Here is a 20,057-nt window from a genome sequence, read left to right as displayed (position 1 = left end):
CATGGGCTCCGGCCACGCCCACAAGCTGTACCGACACGCGCACTCGCCCGTGCACGCCCTGCCCCCGCACACCAAGCTCGCGGCCGTCTTCGCCTTCGTCGTCGTCGTGGTGTCGACGCCGAGGGAGGCGATGTGGGCGTTCGGGCTGTACGCCGTGCTGCTCGGCGTGGTCGCGCACCTGGCCCGCGTACCCGCCGGGTTCCTGCTCCGGCGGCTGCTGATCGAGATCCCGTTCGTCGCGTTCGCCGTGCTCATGCCGTTCGTGGCGCAGGGCGAGCGTGTCGAGGTCCTCGGGATGTCCCTGAGCGTCAGCGGGCTGTGGGGTGCCTGGAACGTCCTCGCCAAGGGCACGCTGGGCGTCGCCGCCTCCGTGCTCCTCGCGTCCACCACCGAACTCCGCGCACTCCTCCTCGGACTCCAGCGCCTGAAACTGCCGCCGCTGCTCGTCCAGATCGCGTCCTTCATGATCCGCTACGGGGATGTGATCACCGACGAGATGGGGCGGATGCGGATCGCGCGCGAGTCGCGCGGGTTCGAGGCGAGCGGCGTGCGGCACTGGGGGGTCCTCGCCAAGACGGCCGGGGCGCTGTTCATCCGCTCGTACGAGCGGGGCGAGCGGGTCCATCTGGCCATGATCAGCCGGGGGTACGCGGGGACCATGCCCGTGATCGACGAGGTGACCGCGTCCCGGGCGCAGTGGTCGTACGCGTTCGCCCTCCCGGTCGCCGCGCTCGTCGTCTGTCTGCTGGGATGGAGCCTGTGACCGCGCCCGAGAACCCCGTGACCCCCGTGACCCCTGTGAGCCCCGTGGACCCCGTGCCCCCGTCCCTCCAGGTCGCCGGGCTCGCCTTCGCCTACCCCGACGGCCATCAGGCCCTCTTCGGCGTCGACTTCACCGTCGGGCGGGGCGAGCGGGTGGCGCTGCTCGGGCCGAACGGGGCCGGGAAGACCACGCTCGTCCTGCACCTCAACGGCATCCTCACCGGGGGCGCGGGCACGGTGACCGTCGCCGGGATGCCCGTCGGCAAACGGCACATGGCGGAGATCCGGCGCAAGGTCGGCATCGTCTTCCAGGACCCGGACGACCAGTTGTTCATGCCGACCGTGCGGGAGGACGTGGCCTTCGGGCCCGCGGCGGCGGGGATGACGGGTCCCGAGCTGGAGGCCCGGGTGGACCGGGCCCTCGCGCAGGTCGGGATGGCGGAGTTCAAGGAACGGCCGCCGCACCATCTGTCGTTCGGGCAGCGGCGGCGGGTGGCCGTCGCCACGGTCCTCGCCATGGAGCCGGAGATTCTCGTCCTCGACGAGCCGTCCTCCAACCTCGACCCGGCCTCCCGGCGCGAACTGGCCGACATCCTGCGGGCGTTGGACGTCACCGTCCTCATGGTCACGCACGACCTGCCGTACGCGCTCGAACTGTGCCCGCGTTCCCTGATCCTCAGCGAGGGGGTCATCGCGGCGGACGGTCCGACGGGGGAACTCCTCACCGACGACACCCTGATGCGCGCCCACCGCCTGGAACTCCCCTTCGGCTTCGACCCCCGCTCGGTGCGAGCGGGCTAGTCGGCCGGGAACACTGTGGCCCGCGGGGCCGGTGCTTCCAGAGGCGCGGGGAACTGCGCGAGATCCCCCACCGGGCCCGCGGACGAAACCCCTCCCGCGCCGGTGCCCTTCAGGGGCGCGGGGAACCGCGCGAACAACCCCCACCCACCCGCACGCGACCACAACCCCCCGACACCACCCCCCACGCGTCCGTGACAATGGGCCCCGTGACGAATCAAGCGGATGCGCAACGCCACGGTTCGCTGCTCCTCGACGAGCAGCTCTGTTTCGCGCTGTACGCGGCCCAGCGCGCGGTGACCGCCGCCTACCGCCCGCTGCTCGACGAACTCGGCCTCACCTACCCGCAGTACCTGGTCATGCTCTCCCTCTGGGAGCGCGGCGAGACCACCGTCAAGGAACTCGCGGGCGCCCTGCGCCTCGACTACGGCACCGTCTCGCCCCTGCTCAAGCGCCTGGAGGCGGCCGGACTGCTGCGCCGCGAACGCTCGTTGCGGGACGAGCGCACGGTGCGCATCGCGCTCACCGGCCGTGGCGAACAGCTCCGCGACCGCGCGGCGGCCGTCCCCGCCACCCTCGCCGCCGCGACCGGCCTGCAGGGCCCCGAGGTCGCCCGGCTGCGCGAGGAACTGTGGCAGGTCACGGCGCGGGCGACCAAGGCGGCGGGCCGCTGAGCGGAGGTGAACCCAGCGGTCTTCGTGTTACCCGTGGTTACTACCCCCCGGTAACCGCTCTCCCCTACCGGCCGGTACCTTGTGCACGATGTATTCGTGCGCGCCTGTCCTGGGGAGGCCACGCGCTCGTCCTGGGGGAGGCCAAGGGCATGACTGACGACGCCGCGGTGGAGACCGGTGCGGACACCCGTCCGGACACGCGTCCGACGAAGATCATGTACGTCGCCGAGGCCACCGCGCACGGCGGCCGGAACGGCTACATCACCAGCCAGGACGGCCAGATCGACCTCAAGGTCGCGATGCCGCCGGCGATGGGCGGCGACGGCGAGGGCACCAACCCCGAGCAACTGTTCGCCGCCGGGTACAGCTCCTGCTTCCACAACGCGCTGGTCCTCGTCGGCCGCCGCGCGGGCTACGACCTGACCGGCTCCACCGTCGCCGCGAAGGTCGGCATCGGCCCCAACAAGCAGCGCGGCTACGGCCTGGCCGTCGCCCTCAGCGTCTCGCTCCCGATCATCGACCAGGACATCGCGGCCAAACTCGTCGACGCGGCCCACCAGGTCTGCCCGTACTCGAACGCCACCCGGGACAACATCGAGGTCTCGATCCTGCTGGGCTGAGTGCGGCGCGGCGGCGGAAGCGGCGGCGCGGCCCCGGGCGAGAGGAGTCCGGAACCCTGCCTGTACGTTGCATCCGTCGTCGCGGCGAACGGATCGCGGCGGACGGATCGCGTGGGCGGTCGCGGCGCGTGGTCGCGGTGAACGAACGGACAGGGAGCTCGGCGTGGACGTGAACGGTACGGTCGCCGAGGACTTCGAGCCGGTCAGGACCGCGTTCGTACGCAACTTCGAGGCGCTCGGCGAGCGAGGCGCGGCGGTCGTCGTGTACCGGCACGGGCGCAAGGTCGTCGACCTGTGGGCCGGCACCCGTGACATCGACGGCGACGAGCCCTGGCGGCGCGGCACCGCCCAGATCATGCGCTCGGCGACGAAGGGCGTGGCCGCCGCGGTGGCGCTGATGCTGGCCGAGCGCGGGGAGTTGGACCTCGACGCGCCGGTGGGCCGGTACTGGCCGGAATTCAAGGCGCACGGCAAGGACCGCGCGCTGGTGCGGCACGTGCTCGGCCACCGGACGGGGCTCCCCGTCCTGGACCGGCCCCTCACCCCCGCCCAGTCGCTGGACCCGCGCCGGGGACCGGCCGCCGTGGCCGCGCAGGCCCCTGCCTGGGAGCCCGGCACCGACCACGGCTACCACCCGCTGACGTACGGCTGGATGCTCGACGAACTGGTCCGGCGCGTGACCGGCCGGGGAACGGGCGAGTGGATAGCCTCCGACATCGCCGCCCCGCTGGGCCTGGACGACGACCTGTGGCTCGGCCTGCCGGACACGGTGGCGGCGGCGGGCCGGGTCGGCCGCGCGGGCCGTCTGGAGTCGGCCCCCGAGCCGACGGGCGGCCTGCGGGTACGCGCCAAGCGGTCGGTCACCGAGGCCTACGACGACCCCGGCTCCCTCACCCGCCGCGCCTTCGCCGCGATCACCCCGTTCCCGGACCAGAACGACCCGGCGTACCGCGCGTCCGCCCTCCCCGCGACCAACGGCATCGCCACGGCGGACGCCCTGGCCCGCTTCTACGCGGCGCTCCTCGGCGAGGTCGACGGCGTACGGCTGTTCGGTCCGGCGACCATGGAGGCGGCCCGTGCCGAGGAATCCGCCGGCCCCGACCGCGTCCTCGTCATCAACACCCGCTTCGGCCTCGGCTACATGCTCCACGGCACCGCCTCACCGCTGCTCGGCGCCGGCTCCTTCGGCCACCCCGGCCGGGGCGGCCCCCTCGGCTTCGCCGACCCGGAGACCGGCATCGCCTTCGGCTACGTCACGAACGGCTACCGCAAGACGGTGACGGCGGACCCCCGGGCGCAGGCCCTGGTGAGGGCGGTGCGGGAGGCGCTGGCGCGCTGAGCGTCGATCGGCTCCGCCCGCGCGATCGCCGCCGCGGAGGGGCCGTCACGGGTGAGCGGCCGGACCGGCCCAGGGCTCCCCCGCTGGTGTCCTGGCACGGTCCCGGTGTTTCCGGACGGCCGCACTCCGCGGCGGCGATCACCAGGATGCGCGGAAATCCGGCCAATGTCGTTGGCTGACGGTCCACTGTCACTTGGCAACGCGTCCACTCTTCGCGCGCCGACAGGGGCGAACGCCACCGCGCCCGCTCGTGCGCGGCCGCCTTCCGGCCATGCAGGGGTGGGCGCGATGGCGTCGTCCGGTCGTCCTCGCCGACCCGGAGCGTCAGAGCGCGATCGGGTGGGACGTCCGGCCCGATGCCTCGTCTATCTCGTCGTGGGCCTTGGTGAGCAGCTTCATGGCCAGCTCGTTCAAGGCCCGCGCGCCGGCTATCTCCTCACCGACCCGGGGCTGCCGGGAGTCGGAGCGGTGACGGCTGGCGTAGCCGTTCGCACGTACTTCCTGCCCGTCGGGGAGGCGTACGAGGGCCGCCGCCCGGGTGCGCTGGTCGTCCTCCTGGAACTCCAGCTCGATATGCCATCCGACTGTGGATTTCATCATGACGATCACCTCCGGAACCCCTCTTTCCAGAGTGCCCCTCCGTGCCCGGGGACGCACGGCCTGCCCGGCACGTGTTCCGTCTACCCGGCCCGCAGCATCAGCCCGATCCCCACCACCAGCAGGCCGGCCGCCACGAGCCGCGGCGCCCCGAACCGCTCCTTGAAGAACACCGCCCCGATGGCCGCCCCCACGAGGATCGACGACTCCCGCAGGGCCGCTATGGGGGCCAGTTCCGCCTTCGTCTGGGCCCACAGGACCAGGCCGTACGCCGCCACGGACAGCGCGGCGCCGAGCAGGCCCACGGCGGCGAACGGCCGGAGCAGGGCGACCGTTTCGCCGCGCCAACGCCAGACCGCGTAGGCGGGGATCGCCAGCCCCTCCAGGGCCATCAGCCAGGCGATGTAGCCCAGGGCGGACCCGGAGGCCCGTACGCCGAGGCCGTCCACGACCGTGTACGAGGCGATCGAGACGCCCGTGGCCAGCGCGGCACCGATCGCCGCCCAGTGGGGGCGGTCGCCCCGCAGGCCCCACAGCGCGACCCCGGTCAGCCCGGCGCAGCTCAGCAGGATGCCGGCCGCCGCCCAGCCGTCCGGCACCTCGTGCGCGAAGACGGCGGCGAGCACGGTGACGACGAGGGGCGCGGAGCCGCGGGCGATGGGGTAGGCCTGGCCGAAGTCGCCCAGGCGGAAGGACGTCATCAGCAGCACGTAGTACACGAGGTGTACGACCGTCGAGGCGATCAGATACGGCCACGCGCCGGCCTCCGGGAGCGGCACGAACGGCACCATCGCGAACCCGATCAGCGCCCCGCCGCCGGCTATCAGCGTGAACCCGACCAGCTTGTCCGTGATCTTGTGGGCGATCGCGTTCCAGCTGGCGTGGGTGACCGCGGCGAGCAGTACCGCCGCGGTGACGAGGGGCGTCACGCGCTGTGTTCGCGGACGTCCACCAGGGTGGCGCCCGCGTGGGCGATCAGCGTCCTGGGGTCCATGGGGAAGACGGTGTACGGGGTGCCGGCGGCCGCCCACACGGTCGCGTGGTCCAGCAGCGAGCGGTCCGCGAGGACGCGGGTCCTGGTGCGGTGCCCGAAGGGCGGGACGCCGCCGATCGCGTATCCGGTCGTCTCCCGTACGACGTCGGCGCGGGCCCGGGTGACCCTCGTGGCGCCGAGTTCGCGCCGGACCAGCTCCAGGTCGACCCTCGACGCGCCGTCCATGAGCACCAGCACGGGGACGCCGTCCGCGGCGAAGATCAGCGACTTGCAGATCTCGCTCAACTCGCAGCCGAGGGCTGCCGCCGCCTCCGCCGCGGTCCTCGTGGCCTCTGGGAACCTGCGGATCCGGGCGTGCAGTTCGGCCAGGCCCAGGGCGGTGAGTGCCTCGGCGAAACGGGGGTGGGCGGCGGAGCCCTCGGTGTCCTGCGCGGGGTTGGTCATGCGGGCACGCTAGCGGTGGGTGTACGGGCCATGCGAGGGGGTTGTCGGGGTGGTGCGGTGGGTGCGGGTGCGTGGGGCTTCTCGCGCAGTTCCCCGCGCCCCTGAGAACCGGGGCCGCGCCCCGCGCTTGTCGAGGCGGTTCGTCGGGTGCGGCCCGGTGGGGCTCCTCGCGCAGTTCCCCGCGCCCCTAAAAGCCCGCACCCGGCGATCCATCCAGCCACAGAGACGGCACTGGACCGGCAGGACCCGCTTCGCTGACGATCTGGGGATGACAGAGACCCCGCCCGCCGACGGCACCCGCGCCTTCCTGATCCTGCACGGGTGGCAGAACCACCGCCCGGCCGCCCACTGGCAGCACTGGCTGGCCGACCGCCTCACCGACCTCGGCCACGAGGTGGCGTACCCGCAGCTGCCGGAGCCGGACGACCCGGACCTGGAGCGGTGGCTGGCGGAACTGGACGCCCTGCTGGCGGAGTTGACGGGCCGGCGGATCACGGTGGTCTGCCACAGCCTGGCCTGTCTGCTGTGGCTGCACGCGGTCGCGCGGGACGACGTCCTGTCCGGCCCCGTCGACCGCGTCCTGCTCGTCGCCCCGCCCGCCCCCGACGTCGCCCTGGAGCACCCGGAGATAGCCGAGTTCGCCCCGCCGCGGCCGGACCCCGCACGACTGGCCGCGGCCGCCTCGTACACCCGGGTCGTCGGCGGCGACGACGACCCGTACTGCCCCGGCGGCGCGGCCACGCTCTACGCCGACCCCCTGGGCCTGCCCGTCGATGTCCTGCCGGGCCAGGCCCACCTGGACCTGGACGCGGGCTACGGTCCCTGGCCGTCGGTCTTCGACTGGTGCCTGGCCGAGTCGCCCGAGTCGTACGAGAAGACCCCCGTCCACGCCCGTACATGACCGCAGACGCCGGAACTCAGCCCCCGCTGCCCGCCTTCAGCAGTGCCGCCACGATCGGCCCCGCCGACTCGCTGCCGTGGCCGCCCTCCTGGACGACCCCGGCGGAGGCCAGGTCGCCCTTCCAGGCGGTGAACCACCCGTTGGGCTCCTTCTGGCCGTCCACCTCGGCGGAGCCGGTCTTGGCACCGTAGTCCGGGCCGAGGCCCGACATCGCCTCGGCCGCCGTACCGGCCGCGGCGGTGTACCGGAGGAGTTCGCGCAGCTGCGTACGGGCCGTGGCGGACAGGGGCCGGGAGGCGGTCGCGAGGGTGCGGCCGTCGAGGGAGGGGGCGACGAGGTAGGGCTGTTTGAAGACGCCCGTCTTGGCGGTCGACACCACCGACGCCATGTTCAGCGGGTTCATCCGCACACCGCCCTGGCCGATCAGCGAGGCCGCCATCGGGGCGGCGCTCTGCACCGGTACCGCGCCGTCGAAGCTGGACACGCCGATGGCCCAGTTGTTCAGGCCGAGCCCGAAGACCTGCTGGGCCTCCAGGGTCAGGGAGTTGTCGTCCAGCTTCTTGGCCTGGGAGATGAAGGCGGTGTTGCAGGAGCGCGCGAAGCTCCCCTTGAACGTGCCGTTCTTGATCTCGAACTTGTCGTCGTTCTGGAACTTCCAGCCGCCGTACGACGAGAACTTGGGGCACGGGTGGACCTTGTCCGCCGATGCCAGGCCCTTGTCGATGAGCAGCGCCGACGACACGATCTTCATCGTGGAACCGGGGGCCAGGGAGCCCTGGAACGCCACGTTGAAGGCGCTGGAGTTGGCCGCCGCGAGGATCTCGCCGGTCGAGGGGCGCATCACGACCACCGACGCGCGCTTCGTGGCCGCCACCTTCGACTCGGCGATGGCCTGCAGCCCCGGGCTGAGGGTCGTTCTCAGCTCCCCGGGCGTGCCTTTGCTCAGCTCCAGCAGCGTCTTGTCGGCGGCCTTCTCCTTCGTGGACTTCGTGGACTTCGTGGAGTTCGTGGATTTGGTGGAACCGGCGGACTTGCCGGAGGAGGTGCCGTCCGGCCCGGCCTTCTCCGGGTGCGCGCGGACGATCCGCAGCTCGACTCCCGCCTTGCCGCCCGCCTTCTTGCCGTACTTCTCCCGCAGACCGTCCAGCACCGAGCCCAGCGAGGGGTACTTCTTCGTCGTCAGCTCACCGCCGTCCCGGTCCAGGGCCTTCACCGGGGGCGTGCCCGCTTCACCGGTCACCAGGCGGTCGCCCTCGTCGAGGTCGGGGTGCACGACGGACGGCTGCCACTCGACGACGGGTTCGCCGTCCTTCTTCGCCCGTACGACGGTGAGGGCGGACTCGTAGGTGAGCGGCTTGGCCGTGCCCTTGTAGGAGACCGTGCCCTTCACCGTGAACGGCACCTTGTCGCCCGCGCGTTTGCCGCGGGTGAGGGTGACGTCCTTGACGTGGGCGTCCTTGGTGAAGCCGGTCAGCGCGGTCTTCGCGGCCGTCGAGTCGTCCGTGGCGGCGGCGGCCTTGGTCACGGTGCCCTTCTGCCAGGCCGTCAGGAACGCGGTCGCGGCGGAGCGGACCTCGACGGCGGACAGGGGGCCGCTCTTCACGGCCTTGGCGTCGGCCGAACGGTCGTCGGCCGACGCGCCGGCGCCGAACACCGTGTACACGGCGACCGCGCCACCACCGAGGGCCGCGACGGCCACTCCGCCGAGGACGAGGTGCCGCCGCGACCTCCCCGACTTCGCGGCCTTCCGCTCGTCGACACGCCTTCTCTTACCCACGCTCCGACCTTCCGCTGCCCCCGGCTGCCTCTCGTCCCTCAACGAGAACCACCACCCTAGAGTCCCGCGGGTCACTCCGTGGGTGGGGCCGCGTTTGTCCGCGGGCTGGTGGTAAGCGCGCGAGAAGCCCCACCGGACCCGCACCCCGCGACGAGCCGCATCCCCTACGGAGAGACTCGCAGCACATCCACCACGATCGGACCGGCCGCCTCGCCCCCGCGACCGCCACCCTCCGACATCGCCGCCGCGGCCACGTCCCCCCGGAACCCGGTGAACCAACTGTCCGCCACCGCCTGCCCGTCGATCTCCGCGGAACCGGTCTTGGCGCCGATGTCGCCGCTGAGCCCGGACATGACGGTCGCGGCCGTCCCCCGGGTCGCGGTCAGCCTCATCATCTGCTTCAACTGCGAGGACGTACCGGTCGACAGCCCCTTCGCGGTGGCCAGCTCCCGGTCGTCCAGCTTCGGTGACACCAGATACGGCTGCCGGAACGTCCCCGTGATCGCCGTGGACGTCACCGACGCCATGTTGAGCGGGTTCATCAGGACGTCACCCTGACCGATGGCGTTGGCGGCCCGGTTCGGCCCGCCGGAGGGCGGCACCTTGCCGTCCATGGAGACGATGCCCGTCTTCCAGTCGTCCCGGCCGATCCCGAAGCGTTCCTGCGCCTCCTCGGTCAACGACTCGTCGGACAGCGGCTTCTCGTCGATCAGCTTGATGAAGGCCGTGTTGCAGGACCGCTCGAAGCTGTTGGCGAGCGTCGCGTTCGGCGTCTCGTCCGGCTTCAGTCCGGGCAGGTTCTTGAAGGTCTGGCTCATCCAGGTGGCCGTGGCGGGGCAGGGTGCGGGGCCGTTCATGGAGGTCACGCCGTTGTCGATGAGCATCGCGGCGGTGACGATCTTCATCGTGGAGCCGGGCGGGAGTTCACCCTGGAAGGCCGCGTTGAAGCTGTCGTCGCGGTGGTTGGCGACGGCCAGCACCTGCCCGGTGCTGGGCTGCACGGCGACCACGGACGACTCGGGGTACTTGGTGACGGCCTGCTCGGCCGCCGCCTGCGTCCGGGCGCTGATCGTGGTCCGCAGCTTGCCCGCCCTGCCCTTGGTGAGGGTCAGCAGGGTGGTGTCGCCGGCCTCGGCGTCGGTGTGGTGGATGCCCAGCTCGATGCCGGGGGTGCCGCCCGCGTCGGCGCCGTAGCGCTCGCGCAGCGTGTCGAGGATCGGCCCCAGGGAGGGGTACTTCTCCTTGGTCAGCGCCTTGCCGTCGCGGTCCACGGCCTCGATGGGCGGCGCCGCCGCCTCCCCGGTGAACAGCGTGTCCCCCTTCTTCAGCTCGGGGTGCACGACGGAGGGCCGCCAGTCGACCAGGGCCCGCCCGGTCGTCTTCCCGCGCACGACGGTCAGCCGGCTCTTGTACGCGAGTTCCTTGCTCTTGCCCTGGTACGACACGGTCGCCCTGACGGAGAACGGGACGGTCCGGGCGCCGCTCCCGGTGGGCTTGCCCGGCTCGATCCTCACGTCGTCGATCCGCGCGACGCCCGTGAAGCTGCCGAAGACCTTCCCCGCGTCCACCGCGTCGTTCGTGTACGACGACGCCGTGGCCGAGTCGCCCTTCTCCCAGGCGGCGAAGAACTTCTCCGTCGTCTCCCGGACCTCGTCCCCGCCCGGCGGCCCGGTGCGTTTCTCGACGCCCCCGCCGTCCCCGTTCAGCGCGGTCACGAAGTTGTACCCGCCGTACCCGGCACCGCCCACCATCGCCGCGAACACTCCGCCGACTATGGCGACCTTGACCCCCTTGCGCATGACGCGATCCCTTCCCCGTTACCCCGTGGTGGCTTCCCGTCCGGCCCCGAACATCCTTTGAACGCGTTCAGAAACCGCTTGCCGAGGCTCACTGTAAACACGCCGGAGTAACGCGTGGGGAAAATGACTCCTGTGCGTGCCCTGATTGTTAGCCCGCCAGAGCCCGGCGAACGGGGTTCGGCCATCACACCCAGGTATCCAGCCACATCCGCGACCGCCAGCTGTCGATCGGGATGGGCTGGCCGGTGCAGAGGGGCCAGAAGTAGAGGAAGCCTGGGGGTGGGGCCGGCGATGATTCTTCCGAACTCCTCGGGCGGTAGGCCGTCGGCCGCGCTGTGTCTTCGTCGCGGGTTGTAGAACCCGGTGATCCATGTGGCGATCTTCAGGCGGGCCTCGGTCCGGGTCGCGAATTGTCAGCGGTGGATGTACTCGACCTTGATCAGCGAGTTGAAACACTCCGCGGCGGCATTGTCCGGCGCGGACCCCACCCGTCCCATGGACTGCACCACGCCCAGACGGTCACAGAGCTTGTTGTACGCCTTGGACGTGTACTGGGCGAGTTCAACCGGTCGCTGTGGAAGATCGTCGCGGCCGAGGCGCGGCAGCAGGGGTGGTTGTGACCCCTGCCGCCGCCCTGCCCGCATCGCTCACCTCACCCCGTGACCTCCGCCTTCTTGTAGTTCACTCCGTCCGGCCCCAGGCACACGAACCAGTCCTTCGGGGAGCCGTCCACCTCGCGGATCAGGTTCTTGAAGTCGCCGGCCCCCGCAGGGGCCCGTTCCACCAGGGTCTTCGTGCCGTCGTCCCAGGTGCAGGTGACCTCCTGGACGGTCCGGGCGACCTGGCCGATCACCAGGCGCTGCGGGGCGTCGACCTGGTCGTCGGTGTCCAACGGCCCCGGGTACGCCTCGAGATGCTTGATCGCGACCACGTCGTCCTTCTTGAACAGTCTCAGGATCACCGTCGACGGCTTGCCCCCCACGGTCAGGTGCATGAAGAACCAGCTCTCGCCCACCAGGTCCGAGGCCTTATCCACCTTGACCGGCTCCTCCCCGTACAGGGCCATCTCGGCGAGCTGGGCGCGTGCCTTCGCCGTGGTCTTCGGCGAGGTCCAGACGGCGGCGTCGACCTTCCACTTCGTGCCGTGGTCCGTGCCCCTGGCCAGAGTCGTCACCCGCCGGTCGGGACTCTGCTTCGCCGTCCCCGCCGAGGGCCGCGCGGCCACCTGCCCCGCCCCGTGCCCGTCGCCCATGCCTCCCGCCAGCGCCAGCGTCGTCCCCGCGATCACCGCCGCTGCCGCCGCGGCCACCGCCCAGCGGCGCGTCTTGCGGCGCCTCCCTCCCCGTAGCACCGCCTGATAGGGGGCCGCGCCGACCTCCACCTCGTCCGCCGCGTCCGCGAGCAGGAGGGCGATGTCCGTGTGCGCCTCGTCGTACGGCATGTCGTGGTTCCTCTCCCTGTCCCCGCTCATCACTTCCGCCCTCCGTTCGTGAGTGCCTCGGCCAGTCCCGGCAGGGCGCGGAGCTTCGCGATCCCCCGCGCCGTGTTGCTCTTCACCGTGCCGACGCTGCATCCCATGGCCTCCGCCGCCTGCGCCTCGCTCAGGTCCTCCCAGTACCGCAGGACCACCGCCTCCCGCTGGCGCGCGGGCAGTGCGGCGAGCACCGTCAGCAGCGCGCCGCGGTCGTCCGCCCGCGCGATGCGGTCGTCGGCGTCGGGCAGCTCGTGGGTGAGGCCCGAGTCGTCCTTCGGCGCCAGGAACTCCTTGAGGCGTCTGCGGTGCCTGCGGGCGTGCGCGTTGATCATCACGCACCGTACGTAGGCGTCGGGGTCGTCGGCCGCGCCGACCCTGCGCCAGGCCGCATAGACCCGTTCGAGCGTCGACTGGACCAGGTCCTCCGCGGCATGCTGCTCCCCCGTGAGCAGGAAGGCCGTGCGCAGCAACCGTGGCCAGCGGCTGACGACGAAGCTCTGGAACTCCGCGTCCCGAGCCTCTTTCCGATCCCTCATGGGCACCTCCTAGATAGTTGAAGGAGTCCATGAGGATCGGATTTCGTTGCACCGCCGCGCGGAGGATATTTTTCGAGCCTCGGGCCCGGAGATTGTGCGGCGGGCCCGCGCGGCCGTGGCCTCACGCCTGCCGCACCGGCACCTTCCGCGGCAGCCACAGCCTCAACGCTACGAGGGGAAGGTCACTCTTGGTGCCGCTAGCAGTCGCCTACGCCGTCCTGCCCGCACCTTGAAGTAGTCGATCGGCACGGTGTCGAGGTATGGCTCCTGGATTCCCCACGCCCCTCCATGAACACGCTTGAGGACCTTGTCTGTGGAGTGCGGCAGCAGGAAGACGTGAAGCCATACGTACTGACCCACTGAGTGGCGTTCTTCTTGTCCCCCGTGGCAGATTCCGGGTTATTGCCTGCCAAAAACCGCGCAGGTCAGGGTCATTGTGAGTAGCAGCCCGATGAAGCCTCGCTGCAGAAGCTTCGGATGCGACCCAGGGGTCAGCCAACGCCGGGCGGCGAGGCCGGCGCCCGCGCCTAAGGTGAGGATGGCTGTCGGTCTGACCCAGTCGGGCGTGCTGGCGAAGCGGTCTCCGATCAGGACATACTGCCTACATTTCTCGGAATGCTGGCGGCGAGGTTCCCGAAGTTGAGGTCGCGCTGGATCTGAGCGGCCATCTCCGCGAAGGTGGTGAGGCCAGCGGCCATGGATGCCGACCCGAGCCCACGCTGCGCTCGCGGAGTTGCTATGAGCGACGTTTCATCGCGCGAGGGCCTATCAAGTCCCGGCGGACTGATCTGGTCCGACTCACGGGACTCGGCCCGATCTTGTGCCCGGTTTGGGTCGCATCGTCATCCATGTGGCGAGATTACGGCTCACGCGTCTTGCTGGTTCCGATATCTGAACATCTTTCGCAGACCACGCCCTGCAGCTCGCGCCTCCCTGCGATCGGCTTGGGCGACGTCGACCGTCCCCGTCGGCGCCATCGTCGTAGGGCTGCGTCCACCTGCGCAGACGCTCCCCTGGCTGGGCCGTCGACGGGCCGTCCGAGGGGGACCGACGACGACCACTGACGACCAACAATGACCACGACGCCGGAGGGGCCGCTGTGGTCATCGCGGTCAGTCTGCGCAGCTAGACCCAGGTATCCAGCCACATCCGCGACCGCCAGCTGTCGATCGGGATCGGCTGGCCGGTGTAGAGGGGCCAGAAGTAGATGAAGTTCCAGGCGATCAGGAGGACCAGGACGCCGGCGCCCGCCGCGCCGGCCACGCGGCGGCGTTCCGGGGCGCCGGGGGGACCGAGGACGGCGCCGATCATCATCGTGACGGCGAGGCAGAGGAACGGCAGGAAGACGACGGCGTAGAAGAAGAAGATCGTGCGCTCCTGGTACAGGAACCAGGGGAGATAGCCGGCGGCGATGCCGCAGGCGATCGCGCCGGCGCGCCAGTCGCGGCGGAAGAACCAGCGCCACAGGACGTACAGGACCGCGAAGGCGGCCGCCCACCACAGCAGTGGCGTGCCGATGGCGAGGACCTCGCGGGCGCACTTGTCGGCGGTGTCGACCGCGCAGCCGTCGTTGCCGGGGGACGGGGACTCGTAGAAGTAGGAGACCGGGCGGCCCAGGACGATCCAGCTCCACGGGTTCGACTGGTACGTGTGCGGGGACGACAGCCCGATGTGGAACTCGTACACCGCGTGCTCGTAGTGCCACAGGCTGCGCAGCCAGTCCGGGAGCCAGGCGAACCAGCCGCCCTTGCCCTCGGTCGCGGCCCAGTTGCGGTAGTAGCCGCCGGTGCCGTCGTCCGGGGAGAGGATCCAGCCCGTCCAGGAGGCCAGATAGGTGACGATCATGACGGGGACCGTGGACAGGAACGCGAGGCCGAGGTCGCGCTGGAGCATCGCGATCAGCGGCTGACGGGCGCCGGCGACCTTGCGGGCCGCGTAGTCCCAGAGCACCGTCATGATCCCGAAGAACACCAGGAAGTACAGGGCGTTCCACTTGGTGCCGAGGGCCAGGCCCAGGCAGAGACCGGCCAGCCAGCGGTACGGGCGCCAGCCCAGGCGGGTCGTCTCGGCGATGAGGACGTCCGGGCGTACGACTCCGTCGCCGTCCCGGGGGAGGGCGGCGGCCAGGCGTTGCCGAACCTTGTCGCGGTCCACGACCAGGCAGCCGAACGCGGCCAGCACGAAGAACATCAGCACCTGGTCCAGCAGCGCGGTGCGGCTCATCACGAAGTGCAGGCCGTCCACCGCCATCAGCGCGCCCGCGAGGCAGCCGAGGAACGTGGAGCGGAAGATCCGGCGGCCGATCCGGCACAGCATCAGCACGGAGAGCGTGCCGAGCAGGGCCGTCATGAACCGCCAGCCGAACGGGTCGAACCCGAACATCAGCTCGCCCAGACCGATCACGTACTTGCCGACCGGGGGGTGGACCACATAGGCCGCCTCCGTCGGGATGGGCACGTTCCCGTTGTTCTGGAGGATCAGCTCGTTGGCGTTCTTCGCCCAGTTGACCTCGTACCCGCGATGGACGAGCGCCCACGCGTCCTTCGCGTAGTACGTCTCGTCGAATATCACCGCCCTGGGGCTGCCCAGGTCGTGGAACCGCAGCAGCCCCGCGAACAGCGTCACCAGCAGCGGACCGCCCCACGCCGACCACCGGACCAGACGCGCCGCGCCACTCTCGCGCAGCCCGAGCGCGGCCCACACCCGTGGACCCGGCCGGGTGTACGGGGGCACCAGCCGGGTGCGGACGTCGCCTCTCGGGGGCGCCGCGTAGCCGAATCGGCGCAGGCGGTGCTGCCACGACGGCCGCTGCGCTTCGGTGGCCTGGTCCTGCCGGGTGTCCGTGGAGGACGCGGTACTGGTCACCGCGCCATCGTAGGGAACACGGCTGTGGGAGTCCCGTGGGACGGGAATGTGGCCGGGGTGTCCGAGGCGGTCCCGCGCCCTGCCGACGGCGTTCCCCCTGGGAGGATGGGGGTGTGACAGGAATCCTTGTGTTGGCAGGTACCCCCATCGGTGATGTCGCGGACGCGCCGCCCCGGCTCGCCCAGGAGCTGGCCGGTGCGGACGTGGTCGCCGCCGAGGACACCCGGCGGCTGCGGCGGCTCACCCAGGCGCTCGGCGTGCAGCCGGGCGGGCGGATCGTCTCGTACTTCGAGGGCAACGAGGCCGCGCGTACGCCGGAACTCGTCGAGGCGCTGGTGGGCGGGGCGCGGGTGCTGCTGGTCACCGACGCGGGGATGCCGTCGGTCTCCGACCCCGGGTACCGGCTCGTCGCCGCGGCCGTGGAGAAGGACATCCGGGTCACCGCCGTACCGGGGCCGTCCGCCGTGCTCACCGCGCTCGCGCTGTCGGGGCTGCCCGTCGACCGGTTCTGCTTCGAGGGGTTCCTGCCGCGCAAGGCCGGGGAGCGGCTGGGGCGGCTGCGCGAGGTCGCCGAGGAGCGCCGCACGCTCGTGTACTTCGAGGCCCCCCACCGCCTGGACGCGACGCTCGCGGCGATGGCCGAGGCCTTCGGCGCGCAGCGGCGGGCCGCCGTGTGCCGCGAGCTGACCAAGACGTACGAGGAGGTCAAGCGGGGCCCTCTCGGGGAGCTGGCCGAGTGGGCGGCGGCCGGGGTGCGCGGCGAGATCACCGTCGTCGTCGAGGGGGCGCCGGAGAAGGGGCCGGAGGAGCTGGACGCGGCGGAGCTGGTGCGGCGGGTCCGGGTGCGTGAGGAGGCGGGGGAGAGCCGCAAGGAGGCGATCGCCGCGGTGGCGGTGGAGGCGGGGCTGCCCAAGCGGGAGGTCTTCGACGCGGTGGTCGCGGCGAAGAGGGCTGCGCCGTAGGGGGATGGGGGTTCGGTGCGCTTTCGGGTGCGGGTGAGTGAGGGCTGGTCGCGCAGTTCCCCGCGCCCCTGAAAAGCAGGGGCTGGGCTTTCAGGGGCGCGGGGAACTGCCGCGAGAAGCCCCACCGGACCCGCACCCGCCGACGCACCGCACTCCCCACCCCCCGAGGCGCCCGCAACTTACGAGCCCCCGCGCTCCGCGAAATAAGCCCCCGCGCCCCCCGAACGAGCCCTCGCGCCCCATGCCCCGGCAAAGCCGAGCAAAGCAATGCCCTCGCGGGGAGGGGCTTCCCACAAGGACGGGCCAAAACGGCTTCAACAGTCGGCAGGTGGGGTGCACTTCGGGTCCGCGGAGGAGTCCTATGGGTGGTGAGGACTTACCCGTCCTCAGCGTCCAGCGGACCAGAGGAGCTGGCAATGACCGAGATCGCAGAGCGGGCCGTCCTGCGGGACACCGCCACCGCCGTCGTTCACGAGTCGTATTCGTTCGCCTGCATGCGCTGCGGGCACGGCTGGGAGCAGTCGTACGAGATCGAGCACCACAACGACGCCCAGGGGCGCGACTTCGTGATGTACGTGGCCGACGGCAAGGTCGTGCCGTCCCCGCTCTCCCGGCCGGCGTGCCAGAACTGCGACGGTCATGTCGTACGGATCATGCGGGCGGGCCAGGTGTCGTCGGTCCGGGACGCCGAGCACCGGCGCCACGTGCCGAAGCCGCGCCCGGCGGCGGTCGACGCGGCGGAGGCGGCGGCGAGCGACGCGGCGGAGCCGGGGGAGCACCACCACTGGCACTTCTCCGACCTGCTGCACCCGTTCCACCGCAAGGCGAGCTGATCCTCCCCATCAGTGAGCCTGTGAGGCATGCCCCGATTCCGCGATTCGTAGGATCGGGGCATGCCTTCGAACGACTCCGGCAACGCGTCCGGCAAGAACGACAGGAACGCCGCGCCCCCGCTCCCCGCACCCCTCCGGGTGCCGGTCGCGGATTCGCACACGCATCTGGACATGCAGTCCGGCACGGTCGAGGAGGGCCTCGCGAAGGCCGCCTCCGTCGGGGTGACCACGGTCGTCCAGGTCGGCTGCGACCTCAAGGGCTCCCGCTGGGCCGCCGAGACGGCCGCGCGGTACGAGGCCGTGCACGCCACGGTCGCCCTGCACCCGAACGAGGCGCCGCGGATCGTGCACGGCGACCCCGACGGCTGGTCCCGGCAGGGCGCGCGGACCCCCGGCGGCGACACGGCACTCGACGACGCGCTCGCCGAGATCGACCGGCTCGCGGCTCTGCCGCAGGTCAAGGGGGTCGGGGAGACCGGGCTCGACTACTTCCGGACCGGGCCGGAGGGCAAGGCCGCCCAGGAACGGTCCTTCCGCGCGCACATCGAGATCGCCAAGCGGCACGGCAAGGCGCTGGTCATCCACGACCGCGACGCCCACGAGGACGTGTTGCGGGTCCTGAAGGAGGAGAGCGCGCCCGAGCGGACCGTCTTCCACTGCTACTCCGGCGACGCCGCCATGGCCGCCGAGTGCGCGGAGCACGGCTACTTCATGTCCTTCGCCGGGAACATGACCTTCAAGAACGCCCAGCCGTTGCGCGACGCGCTCGCCGTCGCCCCCCTCGAACTCGTCCTCGTCGAGACCGACGCGCCCTTCCTGACGCCGGCCCCGTACCGCGGACGGCCCAACGCGCCGTATCTCGTTCCGGTCACGGTCCGGGCGATGGCCGCGGTGCGGGGTATCGGCGAGGACGCGCTGGCGACGGCGATCGCGGCGAACACGGCGAGGGCGTTCGATTACTGACGGATCACGCCGACTAGGCCGTCCGGGGGGCCCGAAAAGATGATCAGTGGCCCGTGTCGCGACACTGCGTGACCACGTTGCTTTGGAGGGTGACCGAAGTCCGCTAGGTTCACGTCGCCCGACCCGGACCCGGATCCCCTCTGGAGCGTGTCGTCGTGAGCAACGTGCAGTCGTCGTACGAGACCTACGAGAGCCATGGCCCGGACGGTACGAGCCGGCCGCCCACGGTGCGTGACGCCGCGATGCCGGCGTACGGGGCCGGGACGCTGCCGTACGGGGCCGAGGTCCCGCCGCCGTACGGCGCCGCCGGGACGCCGCCGTACGAGGCCGAGACGCTGCCGTACGGGGTCTACGTGGACACCTATCGCCCCGCCTACGCGGACCGGAGCCGCCGTGACAAGCCCCGGGAGCCGGGCGGGCCGGTTCTGGGGGCCGGGGCCTCCGGCGAGGGCGGCCGGGGCGCCTCCCGGCGGGCGCCCCGGCGCAGACGGGCCGCCGACCGGCCCGGTTCGCTGCGCAGGCTGGTCCCGCAGGCGCTGGTGGTGGCGTTCCTGGCGGGCGGGACCTCCGCGTTCGTGGCGAAGGACAAGGCGATCGAGCTGACCGTCGACGGGCGGCCGCGCACGCTGCACACCTTCGCCGACGACGTCTCCGAACTGCTCGCCGACGAGGGGGTCCCCGTCGGCCCCCACGATGTCATCGCGCCCGCTCCCGGTACCGCCCTGAGCAGCGGCGACGAGGTGGCCGTGCACTACGGGCGGCCCGTCGCCCTCACCGTGGACGGCCATCGGCGCAAGGTCTGGACGACCGCACACACGGTGGACGGGGCGCTCCAGCAGCTCGGGGTGCGTGCGGAGGGGGCGTACGTCTCGACCTCGCGCTCCCAGCGCATCGGGCGGCAGGGGCTGGAGCTGGACGTCCGGACCGAGCGCACCGTCACGATCATGGCGGACGGGCGGACGCGGACGATCCGCACGAACGCGGCGACCGTGAGGGAGGCCGTGGAGCAGGCCGGGGTCACCCTGCGCGGGGAGGACACCACCTCGGTCGACCGGGCGAGCTTTCCCCGGGACGGGCAGACGGTGACCGTGCTGCGGGTGACGGCGTCCACGGAGGTGCGTGAGGTGCCGATCCCGTTCCGGGTGCGCCGCGCCGAGGACCCGTCCCTGTTCCGGGGCACGGAGGTCGTCGAGCGGGCGGGGTATCCGGGCACCCGCCGGGAAACGTACGCGGTCCGGTCGGTCAACGGGGTGCGGCAGCGGCCGCGGCTGCTCCGTACGGAGGTGGTGCGGGAGCCCGGGGACCAGATCGTGAAGGTGGGGACGAAGGCGGTGCCGGCGTCCGTGGCGGGGGCGGAGGGGTTGAACTGGCCGGGGCTGGCGGCGTGTGAGTCCGGGGGGCGGCCGAACGCGGTCGATCCTTCCGGGACGTACGGGGGGCTGTACCAGTTCGACACGCGGACCTGGCAGAGCCTCGGGGGCAGTGGCCGCCCCCAGGACGCGCCCGCGGGCGAACAGACCCTCCGCGCGAAGAAGCTGTACGTCCAGCGGGGGGCGAGCCCTTGGCCCCACTGCGGGGCGCGGCTGCGGGGGTGAGGGGACTGATCTTGGACGCCCAGGGGGTGGGTGGGTGAGGGGGTGGGTGGGCCCGGTGCGTCGGCGAGTACGGGTGCGTTGTGGCCGCTCGCGCAGTTCCCCGCGCCCCTGAAAAGCAGGCGCT

Annotated in this window: 19 protein-coding genes; 10 read left to right on the top strand and 9 right to left on the bottom strand. The window is 71.8% G+C overall.

What is annotated here, in order from left to right:
* The first annotated feature begins 1 nt into the window (after nucleotide 1).
* From cbiQ to STRBO_RS0135985, 5 genes are all read left to right on the top strand, one after another.
* Nucleotides 2–763 carry a cobalt ECF transporter T component CbiQ gene (gene cbiQ, locus STRBO_RS0136005; RefSeq protein WP_005485886.1) on the top strand — a complete coding sequence of 254 codons (762 nt, stop codon included), beginning with the start codon at nucleotides 2–4 and terminating at the stop codon, nucleotides 761–763.
* A complete protein-coding gene (locus tag STRBO_RS0136000) occupies nucleotides 751–1,563 on the top strand; it encodes an energy-coupling factor ABC transporter ATP-binding protein (RefSeq protein WP_078531643.1) in 813 nt (270 codons plus the stop codon). The genes cbiQ and STRBO_RS0136000 overlap by 13 nt, the downstream gene beginning before the upstream one ends.
* A 197-nt stretch (nucleotides 1,564–1,760) precedes the next feature.
* Nucleotides 1,761–2,234, top strand: coding sequence for a MarR family winged helix-turn-helix transcriptional regulator (locus STRBO_RS0135995; RefSeq protein ID WP_005485883.1), 474 nt, complete (start codon nucleotides 1,761–1,763; stop codon nucleotides 2,232–2,234).
* 149 nt (nucleotides 2,235–2,383) lie between these two features.
* Nucleotides 2,384–2,854, top strand: coding sequence for an organic hydroperoxide resistance protein (locus STRBO_RS0135990; RefSeq protein ID WP_005485882.1), 471 nt, complete (start codon nucleotides 2,384–2,386; stop codon nucleotides 2,852–2,854).
* A 163-nt stretch (nucleotides 2,855–3,017) separates the two neighbouring features.
* A complete protein-coding gene (locus tag STRBO_RS0135985; RefSeq protein ID WP_005485881.1) occupies nucleotides 3,018–4,193 on the top strand; it encodes a serine hydrolase domain-containing protein in 1,176 nt (391 codons plus the stop codon).
* 324 nt (nucleotides 4,194–4,517) lie between these two features.
* Here STRBO_RS0135985 and STRBO_RS0135980 read toward each other — a convergent pair whose 3' ends face one another.
* The 3 genes from STRBO_RS0135980 to STRBO_RS0135970 all read right to left on the bottom strand — a co-directional run bounded on the left by STRBO_RS0135980 (nucleotide 4,518) and on the right by STRBO_RS0135970 (nucleotide 6,228).
* A complete protein-coding gene (locus tag STRBO_RS0135980; protein ID WP_028797039.1) occupies nucleotides 4,518–4,793 on the bottom strand; it encodes a DUF1876 domain-containing protein in 276 nt (91 codons plus the stop codon).
* Between the two features lie 80 nt (nucleotides 4,794–4,873).
* Complete coding sequence (locus STRBO_RS0135975) at nucleotides 4,874–5,719, bottom strand: DMT family transporter (RefSeq protein ID WP_005485879.1); 846 nt, start codon at nucleotides 5,717–5,719, stop codon at nucleotides 4,874–4,876.
* Complete coding sequence (locus tag STRBO_RS0135970; protein ID WP_005485878.1) at nucleotides 5,716–6,228, bottom strand: YbaK/EbsC family protein; 513 nt, start codon at nucleotides 6,226–6,228, stop codon at nucleotides 5,716–5,718. The genes STRBO_RS0135975 and STRBO_RS0135970 overlap by 4 nt, the downstream gene beginning before the upstream one ends.
* Nucleotides 6,229–6,496: 268 nt before the next feature.
* Here STRBO_RS0135970 and STRBO_RS0135965 point away from each other — a divergent pair, with 268 nt between their 5' ends.
* Nucleotides 6,497–7,129: an RBBP9/YdeN family alpha/beta hydrolase gene (locus STRBO_RS0135965; RefSeq protein ID WP_005485877.1), complete on the top strand. Its 633-nt coding sequence runs from the start codon at nucleotides 6,497–6,499 to the stop codon at nucleotides 7,127–7,129.
* A gap of 16 nt (nucleotides 7,130–7,145) precedes the next feature.
* On the opposite strand, the gene STRBO_RS0135960 is transcribed toward STRBO_RS0135965, so the two are convergent.
* The 6 genes from STRBO_RS0135960 to STRBO_RS0135935 form a co-directional block, all read right to left on the bottom strand.
* A complete protein-coding gene (locus STRBO_RS0135960) occupies nucleotides 7,146–8,906 on the bottom strand; it encodes a penicillin-binding transpeptidase domain-containing protein (protein WP_028797038.1) in 1,761 nt (586 codons plus the stop codon).
* 164 nt (nucleotides 8,907–9,070) lie between these two features.
* Complete coding sequence (locus tag STRBO_RS0135955; protein WP_005485874.1) at nucleotides 9,071–10,705, bottom strand: penicillin-binding transpeptidase domain-containing protein; 1,635 nt, start codon at nucleotides 10,703–10,705, stop codon at nucleotides 9,071–9,073.
* A gap of 413 nt (nucleotides 10,706–11,118) precedes the next feature.
* Entirely contained in the window at nucleotides 11,119–11,349 is a 231-nt protein-coding gene (locus STRBO_RS0135950) for a hypothetical protein (protein ID WP_005485873.1), read from the bottom strand.
* An 8-nt stretch (nucleotides 11,350–11,357) separates the two neighbouring features.
* The gene (locus STRBO_RS0135945; RefSeq protein ID WP_202500076.1) at nucleotides 11,358–12,176 is read right to left on the bottom strand and encodes a hypothetical protein; all 819 of its coding nucleotides are present in this window, start codon (nucleotides 12,174–12,176) and stop codon (nucleotides 11,358–11,360) included.
* Nucleotides 12,176–12,715 carry a SigE family RNA polymerase sigma factor gene (locus tag STRBO_RS0135940; protein WP_005485871.1) on the bottom strand — a complete coding sequence of 180 codons (540 nt, stop codon included), beginning with the start codon at nucleotides 12,713–12,715 and terminating at the stop codon, nucleotides 12,176–12,178. The genes STRBO_RS0135945 and STRBO_RS0135940 overlap by 1 nt, the downstream gene beginning before the upstream one ends.
* A 1,125-nt stretch (nucleotides 12,716–13,840) precedes the next feature.
* The gene (locus STRBO_RS0135935; protein ID WP_020115621.1) at nucleotides 13,841–15,580 is read right to left on the bottom strand and encodes a dolichyl-phosphate-mannose--protein mannosyltransferase; all 1,740 of its coding nucleotides are present in this window, start codon (nucleotides 15,578–15,580) and stop codon (nucleotides 13,841–13,843) included.
* A 113-nt stretch (nucleotides 15,581–15,693) separates the two neighbouring features.
* Between STRBO_RS0135935 and rsmI the strand changes: the two genes are divergently transcribed.
* The 4 genes from rsmI to STRBO_RS0135915 all read left to right on the top strand — a co-directional run bounded on the left by rsmI (nucleotide 15,694) and on the right by STRBO_RS0135915 (nucleotide 19,933).
* Nucleotides 15,694–16,542 (top strand): 16S rRNA (cytidine(1402)-2'-O)-methyltransferase, encoded by an 849-nt coding sequence (gene rsmI / locus STRBO_RS0135930; protein WP_028797037.1) that lies wholly within the window; start codon nucleotides 15,694–15,696, stop codon nucleotides 16,540–16,542.
* Between the two features lie 416 nt (nucleotides 16,543–16,958).
* Entirely contained in the window at nucleotides 16,959–17,375 is a 417-nt protein-coding gene (locus STRBO_RS0135925) for a hypothetical protein (protein WP_005485865.1), read from the top strand.
* 60 nt (nucleotides 17,376–17,435) lie between these two features.
* Nucleotides 17,436–18,338, top strand: a complete 903-nt coding sequence (locus STRBO_RS0135920) for a TatD family hydrolase (RefSeq protein ID WP_005485864.1) — start codon at nucleotides 17,436–17,438, stop codon at nucleotides 18,336–18,338.
* 155 nt (nucleotides 18,339–18,493) lie between these two features.
* Nucleotides 18,494–19,933, top strand: coding sequence for a resuscitation-promoting factor (locus STRBO_RS0135915; RefSeq protein ID WP_005485861.1), 1,440 nt, complete (start codon nucleotides 18,494–18,496; stop codon nucleotides 19,931–19,933).
* The last annotated feature ends 124 nt before the right edge of the window (nucleotides 19,934–20,057 follow it).

The organism is Streptomyces bottropensis ATCC 25435, assembly GCF_000383595.1.
GTDB classification, from domain to species: domain Bacteria; phylum Actinomycetota; class Actinomycetes; order Streptomycetales; family Streptomycetaceae; genus Streptomyces; species Streptomyces bottropensis.
The sequence above is the reverse complement of the archived record's forward strand: the minus strand, read 5'-3'. Positions and strand labels throughout refer to the sequence as shown.